The organism is Neisseria sp. P0013.S005, assembly GCF_051958425.1.
In the GTDB taxonomy this organism is placed as follows: Bacteria; Pseudomonadota; Gammaproteobacteria; order Burkholderiales; family Neisseriaceae; genus Neisseria; species Neisseria subflava.
Genome location: NZ_JBQCVL010000006.1, coordinates 24,760 through 42,190 on the forward strand (window position 1 = coordinate 24,760; position 17,431 = coordinate 42,190).

A 17,431-nucleotide genomic window follows, 5' to 3' on the forward strand; every position below is an offset into this window, starting at 1 on the left:
ACACAGAAACATAGGCTGCTTATCCCTGTGAAGTTGCCTGACATTCTACGCAATCAGGATACGATTTTAAAAATTAGTTGCAAAATTGCTGCCACGCTTGCGACGGTTCACGGCCGAATAACCGCTGCTGTTTTTGTGGCCGGTTTCAGATCCAACAACCTGATCAGCTTCAGCTTTCGGTTCTGAAAACAGTTCCGATTGCAACAAGGCCGATTCATAAAGTGCCCACCGCGTGGCAGACATGGTATGCGTACCCAGCGAACGGGCGGCATGAAGTGCGTACACTTCACAGTCCAACACTTCGTTTCGCACTCCTACTTTTTTCTGCCACACTTTTTTGTGCTTATTCATCCGGCTCGGCACTTTGATTTCAGACAACAACTGACCGCAGTAATCGGCGCGTACGCCTGAATAAAAGTGCATACGGCCGGCGCCGCTACCTTCTAAATTAATTCGGGCGTGCTCATCAATAAGCAGGTCTTTCGCACGGCTCACCCCAACGCTATACACCTGTACGCCGAATTTGTCGGCCTTGGTGTTTTTGTGTTTCAAGTCAATCGCCCGCGCCCGACTGAAAATCTCTTTATCGGGGTTGGTGCTGCCCTTGACCGCCATCACATTCACCGCTTTCACGCCGCGGCAGCCGCGCACAAAGTGATACACCGCGTCGGAGGTATTGCCGTCCGAACTGTCTATCGATACCGCCGCGATTTTCATTCCCGCACCGGTTTCGTGCTTGTAGGCCGTCTGAAATATCATCTCGGCCAGTTTGCGCCACACGTCGGATTTGACGTCCACCGTGTTGCCGTGGATTTCGCCCCACCAAATCAGCCAGCTTTCCTCGCCGCGCCCCCATGCGCGGATGATGACGGCCAGCCGGTCATGTTGCACGTCCACGCCCATAGTCAGAATCAGGCCGCCGCGCGGTACGGTGTTTTCGGCGTAGTCTTCGCCGCGTTCTGCCAGTTCGTCTTCCTTTACACCGTCGTTGGTCATCTCAAACGGAATGCCGATGGACGAATTGACGAAGGCAATCATCGGCGATATATCGCCGTTGTCCGCTTCGTATTGCGCGGTCAACCATTTTTTCATCAGTTCGGAAAACACACTGCCGGGGAATGGGCTGTATAGCTCGTTCAGGTAAAAACCTGCCGTGCCGTGAAAAGGCGCGGTCGCCTGCCACCAACCGCGACGCACATTACGGTTTTTCTGCATGTCGTTCCACACCGCACCGCAGTTCGGGCAGGTGTAATGCGCCGTTTCCGGCAGCTTTTTGCCGAAAACGGGATGATTGCCGTTCGGGTCTTCGTCGCAGGAAAGGTAATCGAAGCTCAACACATGGGCTTCGCCGCATTCGTGGCACGGCACCATACCGACGCGCTTGTCCGACAACTCCATTTCGGCGGCGATTGTCGAGACGCCCGCAATAGTCGGCGTACCGCCTAATACGATTTTCGGTCGGCGGTAGGTTTTGGTGCGCTCCTTCGCCAGCTTGATACTGTCGCCCTGACCGCGCAGGTTCAGGTTACAGTCGTCCGGCTCCTCCACACACACAATCGGCACCGGCGACGATTTCACACTGGCGGGGCTGTTACTGCCCACCAGCTTCAGAAAACCGCCGGGGAATTTCTTGAACAACTGCCGCTGCCCTTGCGCACGGATACGGGTATCGACTTTCTCGCGCAAGGCGGGCGTCGCTTCGACCATCGGAACGAATTTTTCGTCCATGTACTCTTTAGCTGCCCCCTCTTTCGGGAACAGAACCAGTATCGGACTGGGTTCGGTATCGATGGATTTGCCCAAAAAGTTACCCAGCACACCCGAAGTCCACGCCACTTGCGCCGATTTCTGGCAAACAACCACTTGCACGGACGGGTCGTCCAGCGCATCAAGCGGGCTGTTTTCCCATGCCAGATACGGTGTTACGTCCAAAACGTATTTGCCCGGTCGGGCGGCCTCTATGCTGGAAAGATAGCGGTACTTGTTCGCCCAGTCGCGGGTTTTAATTTTGCGCGGCGGCGCCCATTTCCGGCACGCCTGCCGCAACACCCGCGCCACCGTTTCAGCCATCCGCGCCTGCATATCCGCCATTGTCGTCTGCATCGTCTTCCGCCCCATAATTCGCCAGCTTTTCCAACGCTTTGTTTATATGCGAAGCAATAGCATCAGGATCAATTTCCACCCCTGCCGTCGCACTCAACTCTATCGCCAACTGCTCCGGCAAAGTGAGAAACTCTGTGCGCGCCGCCAAAATATGGTCAGCCCATGCACGTTCGAATAAAGCGGCTGGAGCTAATTCCCCCGTGCGCTCCTTTAAATCAAGTTCTATTGCATCTGCTTTCAGCCTGTCCAGCCTGTCGCGGGGTTTTTCCTTATTCAGCCGCTCCAACTCCCGCTGCACCATCCAGCTGATAACCGCCGCACTTTCATATTCATTGGCCTGCCCTCGGTTGTCCGCATAACTGGCAACCGGCAAACCTTCCTTTTGCCATTCCGTCAGCGACCGTTCGGAAACACCAACAATTTCCGAAAGCTGCCTTTTGTTCACCAGCATAACGACCTTTACCCCTCAAAACTCACCCAACCCAAACTATTTGACCCAAATAAATCAACCTACCCGGCAAAAATAAAAAACCAAGTCCAATCAAAAACTAAATCTAATAAAACCACTCTATCAAAACCAAGTAAGGAAGCTAATACAACCTGTCGCTTAACAGAAATCGGGGTTCGAATTACCCGCGTTTCGGATGGCCGGCGGAGTACCTTTTGTTTCAGCGCGCCGATTTTATGGCAGCCTCGATGGCCTTGCGCATCTGCTCGGGGAACTCACGATCAATTGTATGTTCCGCCGTCTCGAAGTAAGGGAAGCGCTTACTGTATCCAGCCCGCCGAACAAACAGAGCAATGGGCCGCCAGTGTTTGCCGTCTGCCAAGATTTGGTAGATGCCTGGGCGGCGGCGGCCTTGGCGTTTACCGATAGCCACGAAGGTATAGCCGCGTTTATTTTTTGTACCCCGCGCCAAACGGCGCCGGGCGGCATCGGTCATATTTGCGCGGTAGCCCCTTTCTGGGAAGGCACGAAAATAGGACAGGATTTTCACAATCTGCCCACGGCTCCAGTTGCCGTAATTGTCCAGCTGCGCAAACTTACCCGGTATGCAGTAATAGCCTTTCGGCATCGCCCCCACTCCTTGCAGCGCACGCTCGAAGCGTTTGTGGCTGCGGCTGCCGCCATCGATTTGCGGCAGCAGGTATTTTTCTGCCGGTGTGCCTTTGAAGGTATCGTATTTAAGCCAAACGTAAGCAGATGGGTTGGCTTTAGTGCCGGGTTTTACATATAGGCTATTGAGTGTGTAGGGCGTGGGGCGGTCGAATACTGCCCGCATTTTGTCGATTTCCGCTTGCTTTACCAGTTTTGCCGTGCGGTTTACCGCCAGCGAATACGCAAACGGCAGCTGCTTGCGCTCCAGCGCATTGAGATGTGCCGTGGCAGTATCGGCTTTCACACGGGCGGAAACAACAAACACAGCACACTCCCAATAAACCAAAGCCGCCCAGATTTAACTCTGGGCGGCTTTGGAGTAATACATTTTGCACTAGACCGCATGGGCTATATACAACTTAACCCATGCTTGCATATTATGCTACGCGCAGTTTACATAAACTGTCAAGCAGCTTTTAACATCTTTTTTAACCGCGCATCGGTAAACACCGAATTAACAGCCGAATCGCGCAGCTTATACATCGTTCGGCGCGACACCCCCAAATCCGCCGCCATCTGATCCACGGTGCCGGGTTGCTGGTAGTATCGGCGCACCACCGACCTAGGAATCATCGGCAGTTGGTTCACGGCACGGTCGATTTGCACAAACACCGAATCCACATCCGCACCGTAGGAGAGCACCACTGAATGGAAACCTCCACCGCCGGGCGTGCCGCCTGCCATCAAAATGTTTAAAGAACTCGGCTTGTAGCCGTTCGGCCCTACCTGCACGGCCCGACGTCTCCAATCCGCCCATTCGCGCATCAGCGCATCTTTCGCATCTTCTGAAAAATCAAACACAGCATGATACTCATGCCCCTTTTGTTACCTCTTACGCGGCAGCCCTCTGCCGCTTTTTTATTGTGCCGCTATTTTACTAAAAACCGCAATAAAACAACAGATAAAGCGGCAAAAAATCCTGTATTTATAAGTTTTGCACAAAGTGCATATTTATGCAGTTTTGAAAATCACTGAAAGCCTTATCTGGTGGGCATTTGTGCACTTTGTGCAGTATGTGCAGTATATTTTTACACGCATGGAGAAAAAAAATAAAAAGGCGGGCAGAGTAGGAGGAAATACGCCATATATAACGCGCGTACGCGTGCGCGAAAAAACGCTGCACACACTGCACAAAGTGCACAAAGCCCCGCCCGGCGTGGATTTGCTGGGAGGGGCAAAAGTGCATTTTTGTGCAGTTGTGCAGCGTTTAGTAGCCTATCGGGTTTCGCAGGTTTTGCACCGCCTGCTGGAATCTAAGCACCTGCGGGCCGATAAAGTCCATTTCGGGCGTGCCCTGCGGCGGGCGGGTGCCGGGCGGGAGGAAGATATTATCCTGCATCTTTTTCTCCGGTCGCGGGCCGTTGGGCAAACGCCACCACCGCCGCGCCCTTGGCATCTTGCTGGCAATGTGCTGCAGGAATTTGGATTTGGAAATCTGCCGCTCGTTGTTTTTGGTGCACCACCATAAATACAAATCCCACACATCGCCGGTAATCGCCGCGCAGTAGGGGATATTCTCGATTTCGCCGCGCTCCCACTCCATATAAAACGTCTGCCACCCATGCCGCCCATAATTGATAACATTGGCCTTAGCCTCCGTCATCGGCGGTTTGGTGTGCGGGTCGAAACGCGGGCCGCCCTCTTCGATTTCCACCACCACATCCGGCAGCGTGGGGTCATCGGCAGGCTGCCTAGTGTAATTGATAGTGAGCGGCAAAGACAACAGCAACATAAAAAACTGCAGTATCCCGTCCGCGCCCAGCTCCACCTCCAATTCCGCGCGCAGGCTTTCAGGTAGACTGTTTTTCGGCCAAATCACAAAGTAGCGCCGGTCGTTTTCCTCGATTTTAAACGGCTGCGCCTCGTTGGATAAAAATACGCAGTTGATGTGGTTGGCCTCCTCGTAGCTGTCCACAAACTTGCGCTCGATGCGCATCGTTTTGCCGGTGATCATGTGTTTCATGGCACCGGTTTGGTCATATTTTTGTTTGTTATTAAAAATCTCCTCGAAGATGATAAACAGCTTGCCAGAGCGGTTGCCCGTGTAATTGCTCTCCAAATCCGACTGCCCCAACGTGGCCGCGTAATCGCCGTACATCGGCTTGATAATCTCTTCAAACAGCAAGGATTTGCCCGCACCGTGCACATCACCGTGCATCACCAGCGAAGTAGTCAGTTTCGCGCCAGGGTGCTGTAGTGGATAAGCCAGCCAGTTATACACAAACTCCATCACTTGCAAATCATGGTTGCACAAATGCGCGATCAGCTTTTGGATGGCGCGGCAGCCCGGATATAAATCCAACACATCCAGCCACCAAGTCGGCATCTCCTCACGCGGGCGCGGAAACTGCACCTTGTCCGCCAACGGCAGCCCGCGATAAATATTGATGTACTCGTCCGACATTTCCCGACCTGGCTCGAACACCACACGGTCAAAACGCTTAACGATACGCGCCGGGCTGTCTTGCCAAATCTTAAACTGGCTGCCCATCGCCAGCTTGGCAGAGCCCTGGTCAATCATGCGCCACAGCTGGTTATCCCAAATACTGGAGCTACCGTCCAAATACACATAGCGCTCCATCATGTCTTTCAGGTCGTCGTCTTGGGCTACCTGAAACGCCGCCCGGTCGCGTTTGAGCTTATTCACCTCATACTGGGTCATCACCGGCGCACGCCCCCAATTAAACCAGTTATCCACCGATTTTTTGCAAAAATGGTCGGTCAGCGCCTTGCGGCTGTATTCCACGCCCGTTTTCCTGCTCACCGCGCGGCTCTTGCCTTCGATGAGGGCAAATTCCCGTTTCAGCCGGGCAAAGTTTTCCTGATAGCGGCTTTCGCCCTCCGGCGTTTCGGCGGTTTCCGGCATATTTTCCCCGCCGCCCCCCGTGTTTTCGCGTGCCTCACCTTCCGGCGGCTCGCCCCCCGTGGCGGGTGCGGGAGGCGGGGCAGCCTGTTTCAGGTAGCCTGAAGCCTGCGCCGCCGCCAACACCTCGGCATATTCGTCGGTATAATCTGCCAAATGCTGCCAGCTCAACGCCGCCAACGCATCGATAAGCTGCCCGCGGTCGGCCAGCGCATCGGCAATATCGTAGCCCGGCGGCCACACGCCCGGCTCAGGCGTGTGCACAAACGCCACCTTGCAGCCCTGCGCCGTCAGCCGCTCGGCAATACCCAGCATCGCCGCCATGCCCGGCTGCGCGTATTTGTCCAAATACGGTTTACTCTCCGCATCCACGCCCGCCTTGCGTTCGGCGGCAGTCAGCTTTTCGCGCTGCGAATCGCAGTCCGGCCACAGAATCACGCGCCGGTTTTGCACCGCCGCCCAATCCGTCTTATCCCAGTTGCCCGCGCCGCCGTGCCAAGTAATCACCGCATAGCCCGGCTGCGCCGCATCCGCCGCGTTTTTGCACTTTTCGCCTTCCACCACCAGCACCGGGCGCGTGGGATCGGCCGCCAGCGCGTCCAAACCGTACAGCGGGCGCAAACCCTGCCAGCCGCGCCAGCGCCACATTTTTTCGTGCGTATCCAAGTTTTCGCAAAAGGTGTAGGGCAGGTCGAGTTTGCTGCCGTCCGACTTGATAAACCGCGCCACCGCGCCGAGCACCTGCCCCGCCGCATCGCGGAACACCGAAGTAAACACCGGCTCTGCCCGCTCGCCTTGGCGGAACGAATGGCGGAAATTCATCGTTTTCAGCGCATAGGGCGGCACCGGCACAATCGGCTGCCAGCGCGCATTTTTGCCCGGCTTGGCCGCATTGCCACCATCCAGCGCCACCTTTTGCACCGGTGCAAAACCGCCCAGGCTCAAACGCTCGGCAATCGAGCGCGCCGCCTGCGCCGTATTGCAGCTGTTCAGGTAAGCGTACAGGTCGATTAAATCCCCGCCCTTGTCGCCCGTGGCAAAATCCGCCCAAGCCCCCGTGCGGGTATTGATGCGGAAGCTGCCCAGCTTTTTATCCGCGCGCGTAGGGTTGAGCGCCACAAATTCATGCCCGTCATAGCGGCCGGAAGGCAGCCATTCCGCCAGCAGATTGTCCACCGAGCTTAAGGCGGCACTTGAAATAGTGGCAAAATCAATAGGTTGGCTCATAACACAGCTTTCAGGTAGCCTGAAAAAGGCGTAAAAAAAGCCTGCCCCTGCGTAAACGGCGGCAGGCGGTATAAAAAAACGGCGGGGAAGAAGAATAGAAAGCCGCCGAAAACCCCGGCACAAGGGAGGGAGTGCCGAAGAAAGAGGAAACTAGGCGGCCAGCTCCGGCCAAATTTGCGCAAAGTCGTTTGGGCGCAGGTCTTTTCGAGTAACCGCCCCATCTGTTTTTTGCTCAATAACCACACACCAATGCGCGGGTACCGGGCGCGTACCTTTAGCCCAACGGGTTAAATCCGGCTGATGGCAGCCAAGCAACCGGGAAAACGCGTTTACCGTCATTTGTCGTGTTTCCAAAAATTCTGTGATTGTCATCGCTAGTCCTTTTATCAATAGCAATATACTAGCAATTTGCTATTTACAAGTCAATAGCAAATTGCATATTTTGTTTATATAGCGTTTTGCTATAATTTAGGAAAAAGGAGTGTGCAGCATGAAATCGATTGAAGAAATCCGCAGAGAACGCTTGAATATGCTGGTACAGGAATATGGCTCTCAAGCGGAGCTGGCGCGGAAAATTGATAAGAGCCCAACCCAAATATGGCAATGGATTAACGGTACGCCCAGCGTAACCGGTACACCTCGCTCTTTGCGGAACACTACAGCCCGCGAAATTGAAAAACGAGTGAACAAGCCGACAGGTTGGCTTGATCGTCCGCTTGGTGAAATGGAAGAGGAAGAGCCTACAGCAGGGGATAGCATCACATTCCGCCACAAAGAAATTCTGGTATCTTGTGGCGCTGGCATGGTAAATGCAGATTTCCCCGAAGTTATCAGAACACTAGAAATTCCAACCAATCAAGTAATAAAGCTGTTCGGACGGCATGATGTAGAACATTTAGATATTGTTGGCATCAGCGGCGATTCAATGGAGCCCACCCTGCCGCAAAAAGGGCTGGCATTTGTCGATACGCGCATCAACTATTTTGACGGCGACGGCATTTACGCCTTTTATTATCGGGATGGCTGTTATATGAAACGGCTGCAAAAGCTGCCCGGCAAAATGATTGCTAAATCTGACAACCCACTATACGACCCATTTGAAATCAATCCCGAGCATGAAGGGGAATTTGTCATTATCTCTAAGTTTGTAGCAGTTTTACCATTAGAAATCATAAGCCTGTAATCAAAATATAAAAAATCCCGCAATCTACCACGGATTGCGGGATTTTTTTATCAAAATAATTATCTTATATATCAACAAAATAGCAAAAATACACAAAAATAGTGCATTTTGCTATTTACTTAATCTATAGCAATTTGCTAATATCTACTCCATCAAATCAACAACACATGGAGCAAAACAATGTCATCCACCATCCACATTGCAAACGTTATGGATTCCAGCATCGCCAACGCTCATCGAGATTGCACCGTTGGCCGTATCTTCAAACAGGTTTGCAACTTCCGCCGCCGCCCGCACTACCTAATCGAGATGCTTGACGGCAACCGCATCATTTGTTCAGACCGCGTGGCAGCCTGCGCCGAAGCCCGCAACCTATCCTACACCTACTTTATCGAGCCCATTATCCACTAAAAAAGCCGCCTGCCCGCCCGGGCAGGCTACCTGAAAAGGAAGCCAAGTGAAAACCTACCCCATCATGCTGCCCAGCCATAGCGGCGAAGACGTACAAGCCGCCACCCTAACCGAATACGCCGACGGCGGCTGCGTTATCGAAACCGGCAGCACCGTCACCACTGACCACAAAGCCGCCGCCATCGACGTCATCAAACGCCGCTGGCCGTCCGCCTACATCGCCGAAGCCGTGCGCATCGAGCCCGAAGCCGCGCCCGAGCCCACATTGGGCGACTTACTGAACCTCGCCGTGCGCCTGAATAGTGAAACCTATCAAATTGAAGTGGAGTTTTTCGGCAGAAACCGCGCCATCTGTATCGACACCAAGCTATACCACGATACCGGCCGCAGCCATCAGATGTACGAAATCCGCCTAGACCCAATCAATCCGGAGTACACCATCACCGGCCAGCCGCTATCCGACAAAATTCAAGACGCCATGCACTGGCTGCAAGAAAGACCCAAGCAATACGGCAATCCCGCCGCCTAACCCTCTCATATGGAGATCATCATGAACCAAGATAAAAAAATCATCCCCGCCACCAAGATGCTGCGCGCCATCAACAGCGGCCTACTCGATACCGAGCTGGGCGAAGCCATCAGCGCCGCCGTCGCCGCCTGCCTGTCGCACGGCAAACGCGCCACGGTCACGCTCAAGCTGACGATTGACTCGCAAAACATCAAAGACGGCACCGTGCGCATCAGCCACGACATCGCCAGCAAGCTGCCGAAAGAAAAACGTGAGGGCGGCATCGTATTTGCCACCCCCGAAGGCAACCTCACCACCGAAGACCCCGCCCAAGCCAAGCTTGACCTGCAGGGCACGGGCCAATCCAAATTAATCAAACTCACCGGCACCAAATAAGTGCCATTTACCAACCCACTTAAAACAGGAAATCCGACTATGGAAAACCAAAACGACATTATCCGCACCGCACTGAATGCGGCACAAAGACCCATTATTGCCGAGATGCCCGACGGCACGCCGGTCCTCTTCACCCCAGGCGAAAACGGCGATTGGTCTTTTGACACTATGCCCAAATACCGCGCCACCCCCGACCGCAAAAAAGGCTTCGCTACCGCGCACGATCTGGACAGTCTGATTGCCTACATTAAAAAGCACCAAACCGAGGGCACAGAAATCTATATCAACGCCGATTTCTTACGCGGCAACATCGGCATCTGCGCTGTGCTCAACGGCGACACCGCCGAAGCCGCCGGTTTTAAAGATTTCGGTATCCACTACAGCCCGGTATTTACCCCCGCAGCCGACGCGTGGAAACGCTACAACGGCGAAAAGCTGAACCAAATCCAGTTTGCCTCCGTACTCACCAACAACGCCCGCGACATCGTGAGCTCCAACCCGGACGACTCGGCAGCCAAATACCCCACCGGCTCCGAAGTGTTGGATTTCGCCATGAACCTCGAATACACCGAGAAAACCACCTTTAAGCAAGGCTACCGCGAGCAAGACGGCCGCATGAATTTTGTGTTTCAGAGCGAGGATGCGGGCAAAACCGACACCACCCTCAAAGCCTTTGAGAAATTCGGCGTGGCCTTTACCCCGTTTTTGGGCGGCAAAACCTACTTTGTCGAGGCGCTGCTCAAATTCCGCATCGACAAAAACAACGGTGGGCTGATCCTGTGGTACGAGCTGCAACAGCTGCACCGGGTAATGGAGCTGGCCACCCAAGACATCGCCAAAGCCCTGCGCGAAGCGCTGCCCGAACTTCCGATTTATAACGGCAAACCGGACTAAGCCGCCCGCCGCCTGAATCAGGCGGCATCGGGCAGGCGGTTGCCGCCAACAACGGCGGAGCGGTCTCTCCTCTATCCGCGCATCACAGCCGCCTGCCCCATGCCGAGGAGCAAAAAATGAACGAAACCAACGTACAACTTACCTTTATCACTCTAGCCATTATCATGCAGGCCATCGTGCTGTTTCAGGCAGCCTGCATCCTATTGTAATCATGTGGTAGTGCCCATGCCCCAGCCGCAGGTGGGCAAACAGCGGCAGCAGGCCACGGAAAAAGCAAAGACCGGCCTTACCGCAACACCCCAATACGGAGCCGGAGGCCTGCACCAAACCCATTTCAGGCTACCTGAAAAGAGAGACCAACCATGAAACCCATCATCCTCAAACTGATTTGCGCCGCCATCGCCGCCGCGCTGGCCGCGGTGCCCAGCATCGACGCGCACGATCCCTATCTGCAGCCCGCCGCGCAAAACACCGCCAGCGAGCCATCCAGCGCCGAAATCATCGCCGCCAAAGACCTGCAGGCCGAAGCCGAAGCCGCCGCAGCGGCAAGACAGTACGAAGAAATGACCGACTACCAAATCATGCGCGGCGTGGTGTACGAGCCGGAGGGCGGGAAATGAACCTGCCGCCACTGGAAAACCACCTACAAAAGCAGCAGTGGCGAAATCAAACCCGCGCCCATGCTGCGCCATCGAATGGCCGCCTGCGCCCATGGCGAAAGCTGGAGCTCTCTACCCTACAAAACCCCGGCTTGCAACAAATACCAAGCCATCAGCCCCGCCGCCTTGCAGCGACGGGAAGAAAAAATCGCCGAAATCCAAAACACGCCTTACAGATAAGGAGACCGAAAAAATGAAAATCGCCAGAGCCACCCCCGAAGATATTAATGCTTTATGCGACCTAGCCGGTGCCGTAGATGCCATCAACGCAGGCAGCATCCCGTCAGCCGAAGGCGGCGAAGAGGACGAATGGGAGCACATCGGCGCAGGCAACCTCATCAACATCCTGCACGATGACATCCCCGCATCCCTGCAAAAAGAATCCCTCGACATTTGCCGCCGCTGCCTGCTCCGCTTGCTCGAGATTGCGGAGAGCGCCCACATCACCCGCGCCGCTGGTAATCTTGATGCCGTATTTTTACCGGACAACAAAATTATCAACCTAGAGTCATCCACCCTCGAGACTCATCCAAGTATCGACCAAGGCTGGGCCGACACCGACCGTCTTGACTGGTTAATAAAAACCAAGCACGCGATCCTGCCGGGCTGGTGCGGGGACGTATATGCCGATAGCCGGGAGGAAATCGACGCGGCCATGCGCATACAGGCAGCGGAGGCCGTCTGAAAATGCGCTACGGCAGCCTGTGCAGCGGCATTGAAGCCGCATCCGTGGCGTGGGAACCATTGGGCTGGCAGCCCGCTTGGTTTGCCGAAATCGAGCCGTTTCCGTGCGCGGTGCTCGCCCACCATTGGCCGCACGTCACCAACCACGGTGACATGACCCTGCTTGTCGGCAAAATCCTATCCGGCGTGGTCGAAGCGCCAGATATCCTTGTCGGCGGCACGCCCTGCCAGGCCTTTTCCGTGGCCGGTTTGCGCGGCAGCTTGGACGACGAGCGCGGCAATTTAACCTTAGTCTTGATTAGGATATTAGATGCAATTGACTTTATTCGCGCCAGAAACGGGCAGCCGCCCTGCATCCTCGTTTGGGAGAACGTGCCGGGTGTGCTCAACACCAAAGACAACGCCTTCGGCTGTTTTTTGGGCGGACTGGCCGGAGATAACCTACCGCTTGAGCCGGCAGGGAAAAAATGGACAAACGCGGGTGCTGTGTTTGGTCCAACCCGCGAAATCGCCTGGCGCGTCCTCGATGCCCAATTTTTCGGAGTCCCCCAGCGCCGCCGCCGTGTCTTTGCTGTCGCAAGTGCTAGAGCAATCCGCCCCGCCGAAATACTTTTTGAGCGACAAGGCCAAGCTTGGCATCCTGCAGCGGGCGCAGAGGCGGGGCAAAACCCTGCCACCGCTGCTCCTGCAGGCTCTCACTGGGACGACCCTACCAACCCGCACCCAACCTTAAACCAAAGCGGCAGCGGCGGCATTATCGAGCAGAGTAACCAGGAGATATTCAGCCAGCGCGGCGGCGGCCTGATACCCGTGAGGATGCGCGGCTTCGGCGACTACGTCCAAGACAACACCGCCAGCACCGTCAAAGCCCGCGACCACAAGGATGCCACCGACCTAATCGTCGTCCACGGACGGCAAGACCCCTGCACCTCCGACAAGGCATTTACATTGGACTGCCAGCACAGCGGCAATACCAACGTTGTTTGCATTGCCGGAAACATCATCGACAGGCAGCACCACAACGGCGGAAACGGACTGGGCGTAGACGATTGCGGCATCTGCTACACCATCACCACCACCGACCGCCATGCCGTTTCAGACGGCCTGCAGGTGCGCCGCCTGATGCCGGTAGAGTGCGAACGCCTGCAAGGCTTTCCGGACAACCACACGCAAATCCCGTGGCGCGGCAAACCAGCTGCAGACTGTCCGGATAGCCTGCGCTACAAAGCCATCGGCAACAGCATGGCCGTGCCGGTGATGCGCTGGATAGGCGAGCGCATCGAGCAAGTAAACCAAATCCACACAATGGAACTAGAGGTAAAAAATGAACGAGATTAAAACCATCCTAACAATGGTGCAGGAGCTGCATAATAATCAGCAGCGCGGCAGGCTGGCCGGGCTCACCGAAGATTCGGCTATCCTGATCGATACCGCCGACATCGCCGAAATGATGAATTACTCTTACAGCTACACTTATAATAAAATTGTCTGCCGCCCCGATTTTCCCGCGCCGGTCGACCCCGAAAAACGCCCGCGCAGCAGCGGCAAAAAAAACCGCCGCTGGATAGCCGGGGATGTGGTGAAATACATCAAATCATGCAGACAGCAATAAACAAGCGGCCAATCGGCCGCTTTCCTTATTCCAGCTTATCCGCCAAGTCTTCCACCGTGGGCGCGTAGTAGGTATTGAGCAAAATCCGCAAATCTCGATGCCCCGAAATCTTAGCAAGCTCCATCGGTGAATATATCTTAGCCAGCCGCGTCAGCGCTTCACGCCGCGCATCATGAAAATGCAGGTTTTCCAATAGACTGCGCCGCTTAAGTTTGCGAAACAGCGCATCAAGCGAGCCGCTGGTGATATTAAACACAAAAGAATTTTCGCGCACCGTTTCCATCTGTCGCAAAATCGTCACCGCCTTGCTGCTTAACGGCACATTGCGCGGATGGCCGTTTTTGGTAAGCGGGATATACACATAGCGGCGATCATAAAACACACAATCCCACGTCAGCATCACAATTTCCCCCGCCCGCATCGCCGTTTCCAGCGCGAAATAAAACGCTGCCGCCGCCCGCTGCGTGCGCGCGCTCGGTACGCAGTCAGGCGTATAACCGCCCGCAAACGCCACCGCCGCCGCATCCTCATCCGTTACCCGCTGCGTGCGAGCCAACCCATCTGCAGGTTTATCCAACCGCTGCATAAAGTTTTCAGGTAGCCAGCGCCATTGCTTAGATGCCACCGTCAACACATTAGACAGCAACACCCACTCCCGCCGCAGCGTGGACGTGCTCACCTCTTTTTTGCGCTCATCTGCCCAAGCCTGAAACTGCAGCTCCGACAAATGCGGCAGCCGCACCTCCGCCAACGGCGTGCGCAGCACGCGGTTGATGATATTAGTCTCATTGCGCCAGCCGTGCTTGTGCACCGATACCTCGTTTTTATACCGCTCCAACACTTCCGAAAACGGCACATTCGGCGCGCCACCAAAGCGCAGCGTGCGCCACTCATTTTCAATTTTCGCCGCCCAGGCTTCCGCCTCCGCCTTGCGCGGAAACGAAGCTGAGCGGTTTAGCGCCGGTAGCCCATCCCGAGCCACCCGCCGCACCTGCGCCAACCACATACCGTTAGATTTTTTGCGGATAGATGCCATTGCTTTTTACCTCCGAGCCGTTGCAACGCTGTTGCAAATTGCGTTGCAAATCCGTTGCAATTATAGGCATAAACAGACCAAAACAGAAGCAAAAAAGCACAAATAATAGGCAAAGTAAGAGTAGGCTATGAATAGCCGGAAATTGAAATATAATATTGAATTATAAAGATTAAATGAAATTAGCCTGCACCTTTTTCAGGTTGCAGGCTAATGGAAACTGGCACGCCCACGGGGATTCGAACCCCGGTTGCCGCCGTGAAAGGGCAGTGTCCTAGGCCTCTAGACGATGGGCGCGTAACCGAAGCGCGAACTATACAGAAAGCCTTTTCTTCTGTCAACGCCTTTACTGCATTTTTAAAGATGCTGCCGATTTCCGTATGTTATTTTCCCTGTATAATGCCGGTTTTAATAAAAGGAAAACTCGCCATGTGGTTTAAGCAAATCAGTTTTTATCCGCTCAACAAAGACAAGTTGCCCGAATTGGAAGTCCTTTCTGACAAATTGGCGCAATCCGAATTTGCCCATTGTCAGGGTTTGGACTGGTTTAGCGAAGGCTTTGCCACGCCTGTTTCCTTTTCGCCCGAGCTGGTTTTCCCTGCCGATTACACTTGGCGCGTTGCTCTGAAAAAAGAAGAAAAAGTCCTGCCTGCCGGCGTCATCCGCGATATTTTGGATGAAAAGGTTTTGGAAATCCAAAACAACGAAGCGCGCAATGTCGGCCGTAAGGAAAAACAAGAGCTGAAAGAACAGATTACTGACGACCTGCTGCCCCGTGCCTTTACGCGTAGCAGCCGCACACAGGCGATTTTTGACACGCGCCACGGGTATCTTTTGGTCAACAATGCCGCATCTGCCAAAGCGGAAAATATCCTGACCAAACTGCGCGAAGCCTTAGGTGGTTTGGATGCAGCCCTGCCTAACACCAAACAATCGCCCTCCTCCCTGATGACCAGCTGGCTGCTGCAAGGCCACTGCGAAGGCGGTTTTGAATTGGACAGTGATTGCGAACTCAAAGGCGTAGGCGATGTTGTTCCGGTTGTCAAAGTTTCCAAACAAGACCTGACCGCCGATGAAGTGGTACAACACGTCAAAAACGGCAAAACCGTTACCCAACTGGGCTTGGTATGGCGCGAACAAATCGCGTTCATCCTTACCCAAGACTTTACACTCAAACGCATCCAGTATCTGGACGTTTTGCAAGAAGAAGCGGAAAGCAACGGCGACGATGCCGCCAGCCTTGCCTTTGCCTCGCAAATCCTGATGACCAAAGCCATCAGCACCATGTTGGAAGAACTGGTTTCTTATTTGGGCGGCTGGCAAGAGTAATTTTTCAGACGGCCTTTTGATTGGGAAATATCAAAGGCCGTCTGAAATATAAATAGAAGTATCAGAAAGGATGTCATGATGTTGGGCGCAGTCATTGGCGATATTGCCGGATCACGATTCGAGTTTGACAACTACCGTCATACCGATTTTGACATTTTCAGTCCCGACAGCGACTTTACCGATGACACGATTTGCACTGTTGCCATTTCCGATTGGGTTTTACAAGGTTGTAACGATAATTTGGCCTCTATTTTGCAAGGCTGGTGTAGGGCATATCCCTGTCCGAAAGGCGCATATGGCGGCCGCTTCTCACAATGGATAGAATGGAAAGATCCAGAACCTTATAATAGCTGGGGCAACGGCTCGGCCATGCGTGTTTCTGCCGTTGGTTGGGCATTTGCCACATTGGAAGAAACCCTGCATTTTGCCGAACAATCCGCCATCGTAACGCACAACCACCCGGAAGGCATTAAAGGTGCGCAAGCCGTAGCCGCCGCCATCTTTTGGGTGCGTACCGGCATGGAAAAAGCGCAAATCAAAGAAAACATTACACGGCAATTCGGCTACGACTTGAGCCGAAGTTGCGACCAAATCCGCCCGCATTATTATTTCAACGAAAGCTGTCAGGAAACCGTACCTCAAGCGATTACTGCCTTTCTTGAAAGCGATGATTTTGAACACGCCATCCGACTGGCAGTTTCCCTGGGCGGCGACAGCGATACCTTGGCAGCCATTACCGGCAGTATTGCCGAAGCCTGCTACGGTATCCCTACGTCCATGCGTGAACACGCTTTAGCCATATTGCCACGCCGTATTGCTGAAACCCTGCTGACTTTTGAATCCCAATATCAGGCCGTCTGAAACCGCCTGCAAAAAGGAATAATAATGATGAAATACCTCGCCCTACTCCCTATCGCCTTCATGCTGGGTACGCCTGCCACTGCCGAAACCATCAATCCTTATCAGGAAAAAGGTTGCGCTTATGATGGCGATGTCGGCAAAGACGGCAAACCATCCGGCAAAGGTACATGGAAATGCCAAGACGGCCGCAGCTATGTCGGCTCATTTAAAAACGGCAAATTTGACGGCAAAGGCGCATATACCGTTTCCGGCAACAGCGAAACCTTTATCGAACCTTTCTCCTCCAACAGCGCTAAATTACGCAATATGACGTTGGAAGGCATGTTCAAAAAAGGCAAGGCGCACGGAAACTTTACCGCCTCTCAAAACGGCACACCCGTCTTCATCATGAAATGCGAAGACGGTATGATTAAAGAGGTCAAACTGCCTAAGAAATCTGCTTCCAAAACCAAATAAACAGCCTTTCAGACGGCCTTATCCATCTTCTAGGCCGTCTGAAACATCAATGA

Annotated in this window: 20 protein-coding genes and 1 tRNA gene; 13 read left to right on the top strand and 8 right to left on the bottom strand. The window is 54.1% G+C overall.

The window, feature by feature from the left end; translation table 11 throughout:
• Positions 1-66: 66 nt before the first annotated feature.
• The 6 genes from ACTHTA_RS07330 to ACTHTA_RS07355 all read right to left on the bottom strand — a co-directional run bounded on the left by ACTHTA_RS07330 (position 67) and on the right by ACTHTA_RS07355 (position 7,724).
• Positions 67-2,103 (bottom strand): phage terminase large subunit family protein, encoded by a 2,037-nt coding sequence (locus tag ACTHTA_RS07330; protein ID WP_440364198.1) that lies wholly within the window; start codon positions 2,101-2,103, stop codon positions 67-69.
• Positions 2,063-2,554 carry a terminase small subunit gene (locus tag ACTHTA_RS07335; protein WP_440364197.1) on the bottom strand — a complete coding sequence of 164 codons (492 nt, stop codon included), beginning with the start codon at positions 2,552-2,554 and terminating at the stop codon, positions 2,063-2,065. Before ACTHTA_RS07335 ends, ACTHTA_RS07330 begins: the two co-directional genes overlap by 41 nt.
• A gap of 217 nt (positions 2,555-2,771) precedes the next feature.
• Positions 2,772-3,527 carry a hypothetical protein gene (locus tag ACTHTA_RS07340; protein ID WP_440364196.1) on the bottom strand — a complete coding sequence of 252 codons (756 nt, stop codon included), beginning with the start codon at positions 3,525-3,527 and terminating at the stop codon, positions 2,772-2,774.
• Positions 3,528-3,667: 140 nt separating this feature from the next.
• The gene (locus ACTHTA_RS07345; RefSeq protein WP_440364195.1) at positions 3,668-4,063 is read right to left on the bottom strand and encodes a hypothetical protein; all 396 of its coding nucleotides are present in this window, start codon (positions 4,061-4,063) and stop codon (positions 3,668-3,670) included.
• Positions 4,064-4,469: 406 nt separating this feature from the next.
• Positions 4,470-7,352: a DUF5906 domain-containing protein gene (locus tag ACTHTA_RS07350; RefSeq protein WP_440364194.1), complete on the bottom strand. Its 2,883-nt coding sequence runs from the start codon at positions 7,350-7,352 to the stop codon at positions 4,470-4,472.
• Positions 7,353-7,502: 150 nt separating this feature from the next.
• A complete protein-coding gene (locus ACTHTA_RS07355) occupies positions 7,503-7,724 on the bottom strand; it encodes a transcriptional regulator (protein WP_440364193.1) in 222 nt (73 codons plus the stop codon).
• A gap of 118 nt (positions 7,725-7,842) precedes the next feature.
• Between ACTHTA_RS07355 and ACTHTA_RS07360 the strand changes: the two genes are divergently transcribed.
• The 10 genes from ACTHTA_RS07360 to ACTHTA_RS07405 all read left to right on the top strand — a co-directional run bounded on the left by ACTHTA_RS07360 (position 7,843) and on the right by ACTHTA_RS07405 (position 13,699).
• Positions 7,843-8,535 carry a S24 family peptidase gene (locus ACTHTA_RS07360; RefSeq protein WP_250589654.1) on the top strand — a complete coding sequence of 231 codons (693 nt, stop codon included), beginning with the start codon at positions 7,843-7,845 and terminating at the stop codon, positions 8,533-8,535.
• A gap of 180 nt (positions 8,536-8,715) precedes the next feature.
• A complete protein-coding gene (locus tag ACTHTA_RS07365) occupies positions 8,716-8,946 on the top strand; it encodes a hypothetical protein (protein ID WP_440364192.1) in 231 nt (76 codons plus the stop codon).
• Between the two features lie 46 nt (positions 8,947-8,992).
• Positions 8,993-9,475, top strand: a complete 483-nt coding sequence (locus tag ACTHTA_RS07370) for a hypothetical protein (RefSeq protein ID WP_440364191.1) — start codon at positions 8,993-8,995, stop codon at positions 9,473-9,475.
• Positions 9,476-9,496: 21 nt separating this feature from the next.
• Positions 9,497-9,850 carry a hypothetical protein gene (locus ACTHTA_RS07375; RefSeq protein ID WP_440364190.1) on the top strand — a complete coding sequence of 118 codons (354 nt, stop codon included), beginning with the start codon at positions 9,497-9,499 and terminating at the stop codon, positions 9,848-9,850.
• A gap of 39 nt (positions 9,851-9,889) precedes the next feature.
• The gene (locus ACTHTA_RS07380) at positions 9,890-10,744 is read left to right on the top strand and encodes a DUF2303 family protein (protein WP_440364189.1); all 855 of its coding nucleotides are present in this window, start codon (positions 9,890-9,892) and stop codon (positions 10,742-10,744) included.
• Between the two features lie 362 nt (positions 10,745-11,106).
• The gene (locus tag ACTHTA_RS07385) at positions 11,107-11,364 is read left to right on the top strand and encodes a hypothetical protein (RefSeq protein WP_440364188.1); all 258 of its coding nucleotides are present in this window, start codon (positions 11,107-11,109) and stop codon (positions 11,362-11,364) included.
• A 60-nt stretch (positions 11,365-11,424) separates the two neighbouring features.
• A complete protein-coding gene (locus ACTHTA_RS07390) occupies positions 11,425-11,583 on the top strand; it encodes a hypothetical protein (protein WP_440364187.1) in 159 nt (52 codons plus the stop codon).
• A 13-nt stretch (positions 11,584-11,596) separates the two neighbouring features.
• A complete protein-coding gene (locus ACTHTA_RS07395; RefSeq protein WP_440364186.1) occupies positions 11,597-12,088 on the top strand; it encodes a hypothetical protein in 492 nt (163 codons plus the stop codon).
• Positions 12,089-12,090: 2 nt separating this feature from the next.
• On the top strand, positions 12,091-13,425 hold the full coding sequence (locus ACTHTA_RS07400) for a DNA cytosine methyltransferase (protein ID WP_440364185.1): 1,335 nt from the start codon (positions 12,091-12,093) through the stop codon (positions 13,423-13,425).
• A complete protein-coding gene (locus tag ACTHTA_RS07405; protein WP_283119340.1) occupies positions 13,412-13,699 on the top strand; it encodes a hypothetical protein in 288 nt (95 codons plus the stop codon). The genes ACTHTA_RS07400 and ACTHTA_RS07405 overlap by 14 nt, the downstream gene beginning before the upstream one ends.
• A gap of 25 nt (positions 13,700-13,724) precedes the next feature.
• Here the strand turns inward: ACTHTA_RS07405 and ACTHTA_RS07410 are convergent, their stop codons facing one another.
• Both ACTHTA_RS07410 and ACTHTA_RS07415 read right to left on the bottom strand, forming a co-directional pair.
• Complete coding sequence (locus tag ACTHTA_RS07410) at positions 13,725-14,735, bottom strand: site-specific integrase (RefSeq protein WP_440364184.1); 1,011 nt, start codon at positions 14,733-14,735, stop codon at positions 13,725-13,727.
• Between the two features lie 218 nt (positions 14,736-14,953).
• A tRNA-Glu gene (locus tag ACTHTA_RS07415) sits at positions 14,954-15,029 on the bottom strand.
• 132 nt (positions 15,030-15,161) lie between these two features.
• On the opposite strand from ACTHTA_RS07415, the gene ACTHTA_RS07420 reads away from it, so the two are divergent.
• The 3 genes from ACTHTA_RS07420 (at position 15,162) to ACTHTA_RS07430 (ending at position 17,378) form a co-directional block, all read left to right on the top strand.
• Positions 15,162-16,061, top strand: coding sequence for a recombination-associated protein RdgC (locus ACTHTA_RS07420; protein ID WP_440364183.1), 900 nt, complete (start codon positions 15,162-15,164; stop codon positions 16,059-16,061).
• 78 nt (positions 16,062-16,139) lie between these two features.
• On the top strand, positions 16,140-16,922 hold the full coding sequence (locus tag ACTHTA_RS07425) for an ADP-ribosylglycohydrolase family protein (RefSeq protein ID WP_440364219.1): 783 nt from the start codon (positions 16,140-16,142) through the stop codon (positions 16,920-16,922).
• 24 nt (positions 16,923-16,946) lie between these two features.
• Positions 16,947-17,378 carry a hypothetical protein gene (locus tag ACTHTA_RS07430; RefSeq protein WP_440364182.1) on the top strand — a complete coding sequence of 144 codons (432 nt, stop codon included), beginning with the start codon at positions 16,947-16,949 and terminating at the stop codon, positions 17,376-17,378.
• Positions 17,379-17,431: the final 53 nt, after the last annotated feature.

Bases quoted from the DNA above. Each gene is read 5' to 3' on its own strand.
- ACTHTA_RS07405 (WP_283119340.1), top strand. From the start codon at position 13,412: ATGAACGAGATTAAAACCATCCTAACAATGGTGCAGGAGCTGCATAAT.
- ACTHTA_RS07395 (WP_440364186.1), top strand. From the start codon at position 11,597: ATGAAAATCGCCAGAGCCACCCCCGAAGATATTAATGCTTTATGCGAC.
- ACTHTA_RS07335 (WP_440364197.1), bottom strand. From the start codon at position 2,554: ATGCTGGTGAACAAAAGGCAGCTTTCGGAAATTGTTGGTGTTTCCGAA.
- ACTHTA_RS07360 (WP_250589654.1), top strand. From the start codon at position 7,843: ATGAAATCGATTGAAGAAATCCGCAGAGAACGCTTGAATATGCTGGTA.
- ACTHTA_RS07430 (WP_440364182.1), top strand. From the start codon at position 16,947: ATGATGAAATACCTCGCCCTACTCCCTATCGCCTTCATGCTGGGTACG.
- ACTHTA_RS07350 (WP_440364194.1), bottom strand. From the start codon at position 7,352: ATGAGCCAACCTATTGATTTTGCCACTATTTCAAGTGCCGCCTTAAGC.
- ACTHTA_RS07380 (WP_440364189.1), top strand. From the start codon at position 9,890: ATGGAAAACCAAAACGACATTATCCGCACCGCACTGAATGCGGCACAA.
- ACTHTA_RS07400 (WP_440364185.1), top strand. From the start codon at position 12,091: ATGCGCTACGGCAGCCTGTGCAGCGGCATTGAAGCCGCATCCGTGGCG.
- ACTHTA_RS07355 (WP_440364193.1), bottom strand. From the start codon at position 7,724: ATGACAATCACAGAATTTTTGGAAACACGACAAATGACGGTAAACGCG.
- ACTHTA_RS07420 (WP_440364183.1), top strand. From the start codon at position 15,162: ATGTGGTTTAAGCAAATCAGTTTTTATCCGCTCAACAAAGACAAGTTG.
- ACTHTA_RS07390 (WP_440364187.1), top strand. From the start codon at position 11,425: ATGCTGCGCCATCGAATGGCCGCCTGCGCCCATGGCGAAAGCTGGAGC.
- ACTHTA_RS07385 (WP_440364188.1), top strand. From the start codon at position 11,107: ATGAAACCCATCATCCTCAAACTGATTTGCGCCGCCATCGCCGCCGCG.
- ACTHTA_RS07410 (WP_440364184.1), bottom strand. From the start codon at position 14,735: ATGGCATCTATCCGCAAAAAATCTAACGGTATGTGGTTGGCGCAGGTG.
- ACTHTA_RS07425 (WP_440364219.1), top strand. From the start codon at position 16,140: ATGTTGGGCGCAGTCATTGGCGATATTGCCGGATCACGATTCGAGTTT.
- ACTHTA_RS07330 (WP_440364198.1), bottom strand. From the start codon at position 2,103: ATGCAGACGACAATGGCGGATATGCAGGCGCGGATGGCTGAAACGGTG.
- ACTHTA_RS07365 (WP_440364192.1), top strand. From the start codon at position 8,716: ATGTCATCCACCATCCACATTGCAAACGTTATGGATTCCAGCATCGCC.
- ACTHTA_RS07375 (WP_440364190.1), top strand. From the start codon at position 9,497: ATGAACCAAGATAAAAAAATCATCCCCGCCACCAAGATGCTGCGCGCC.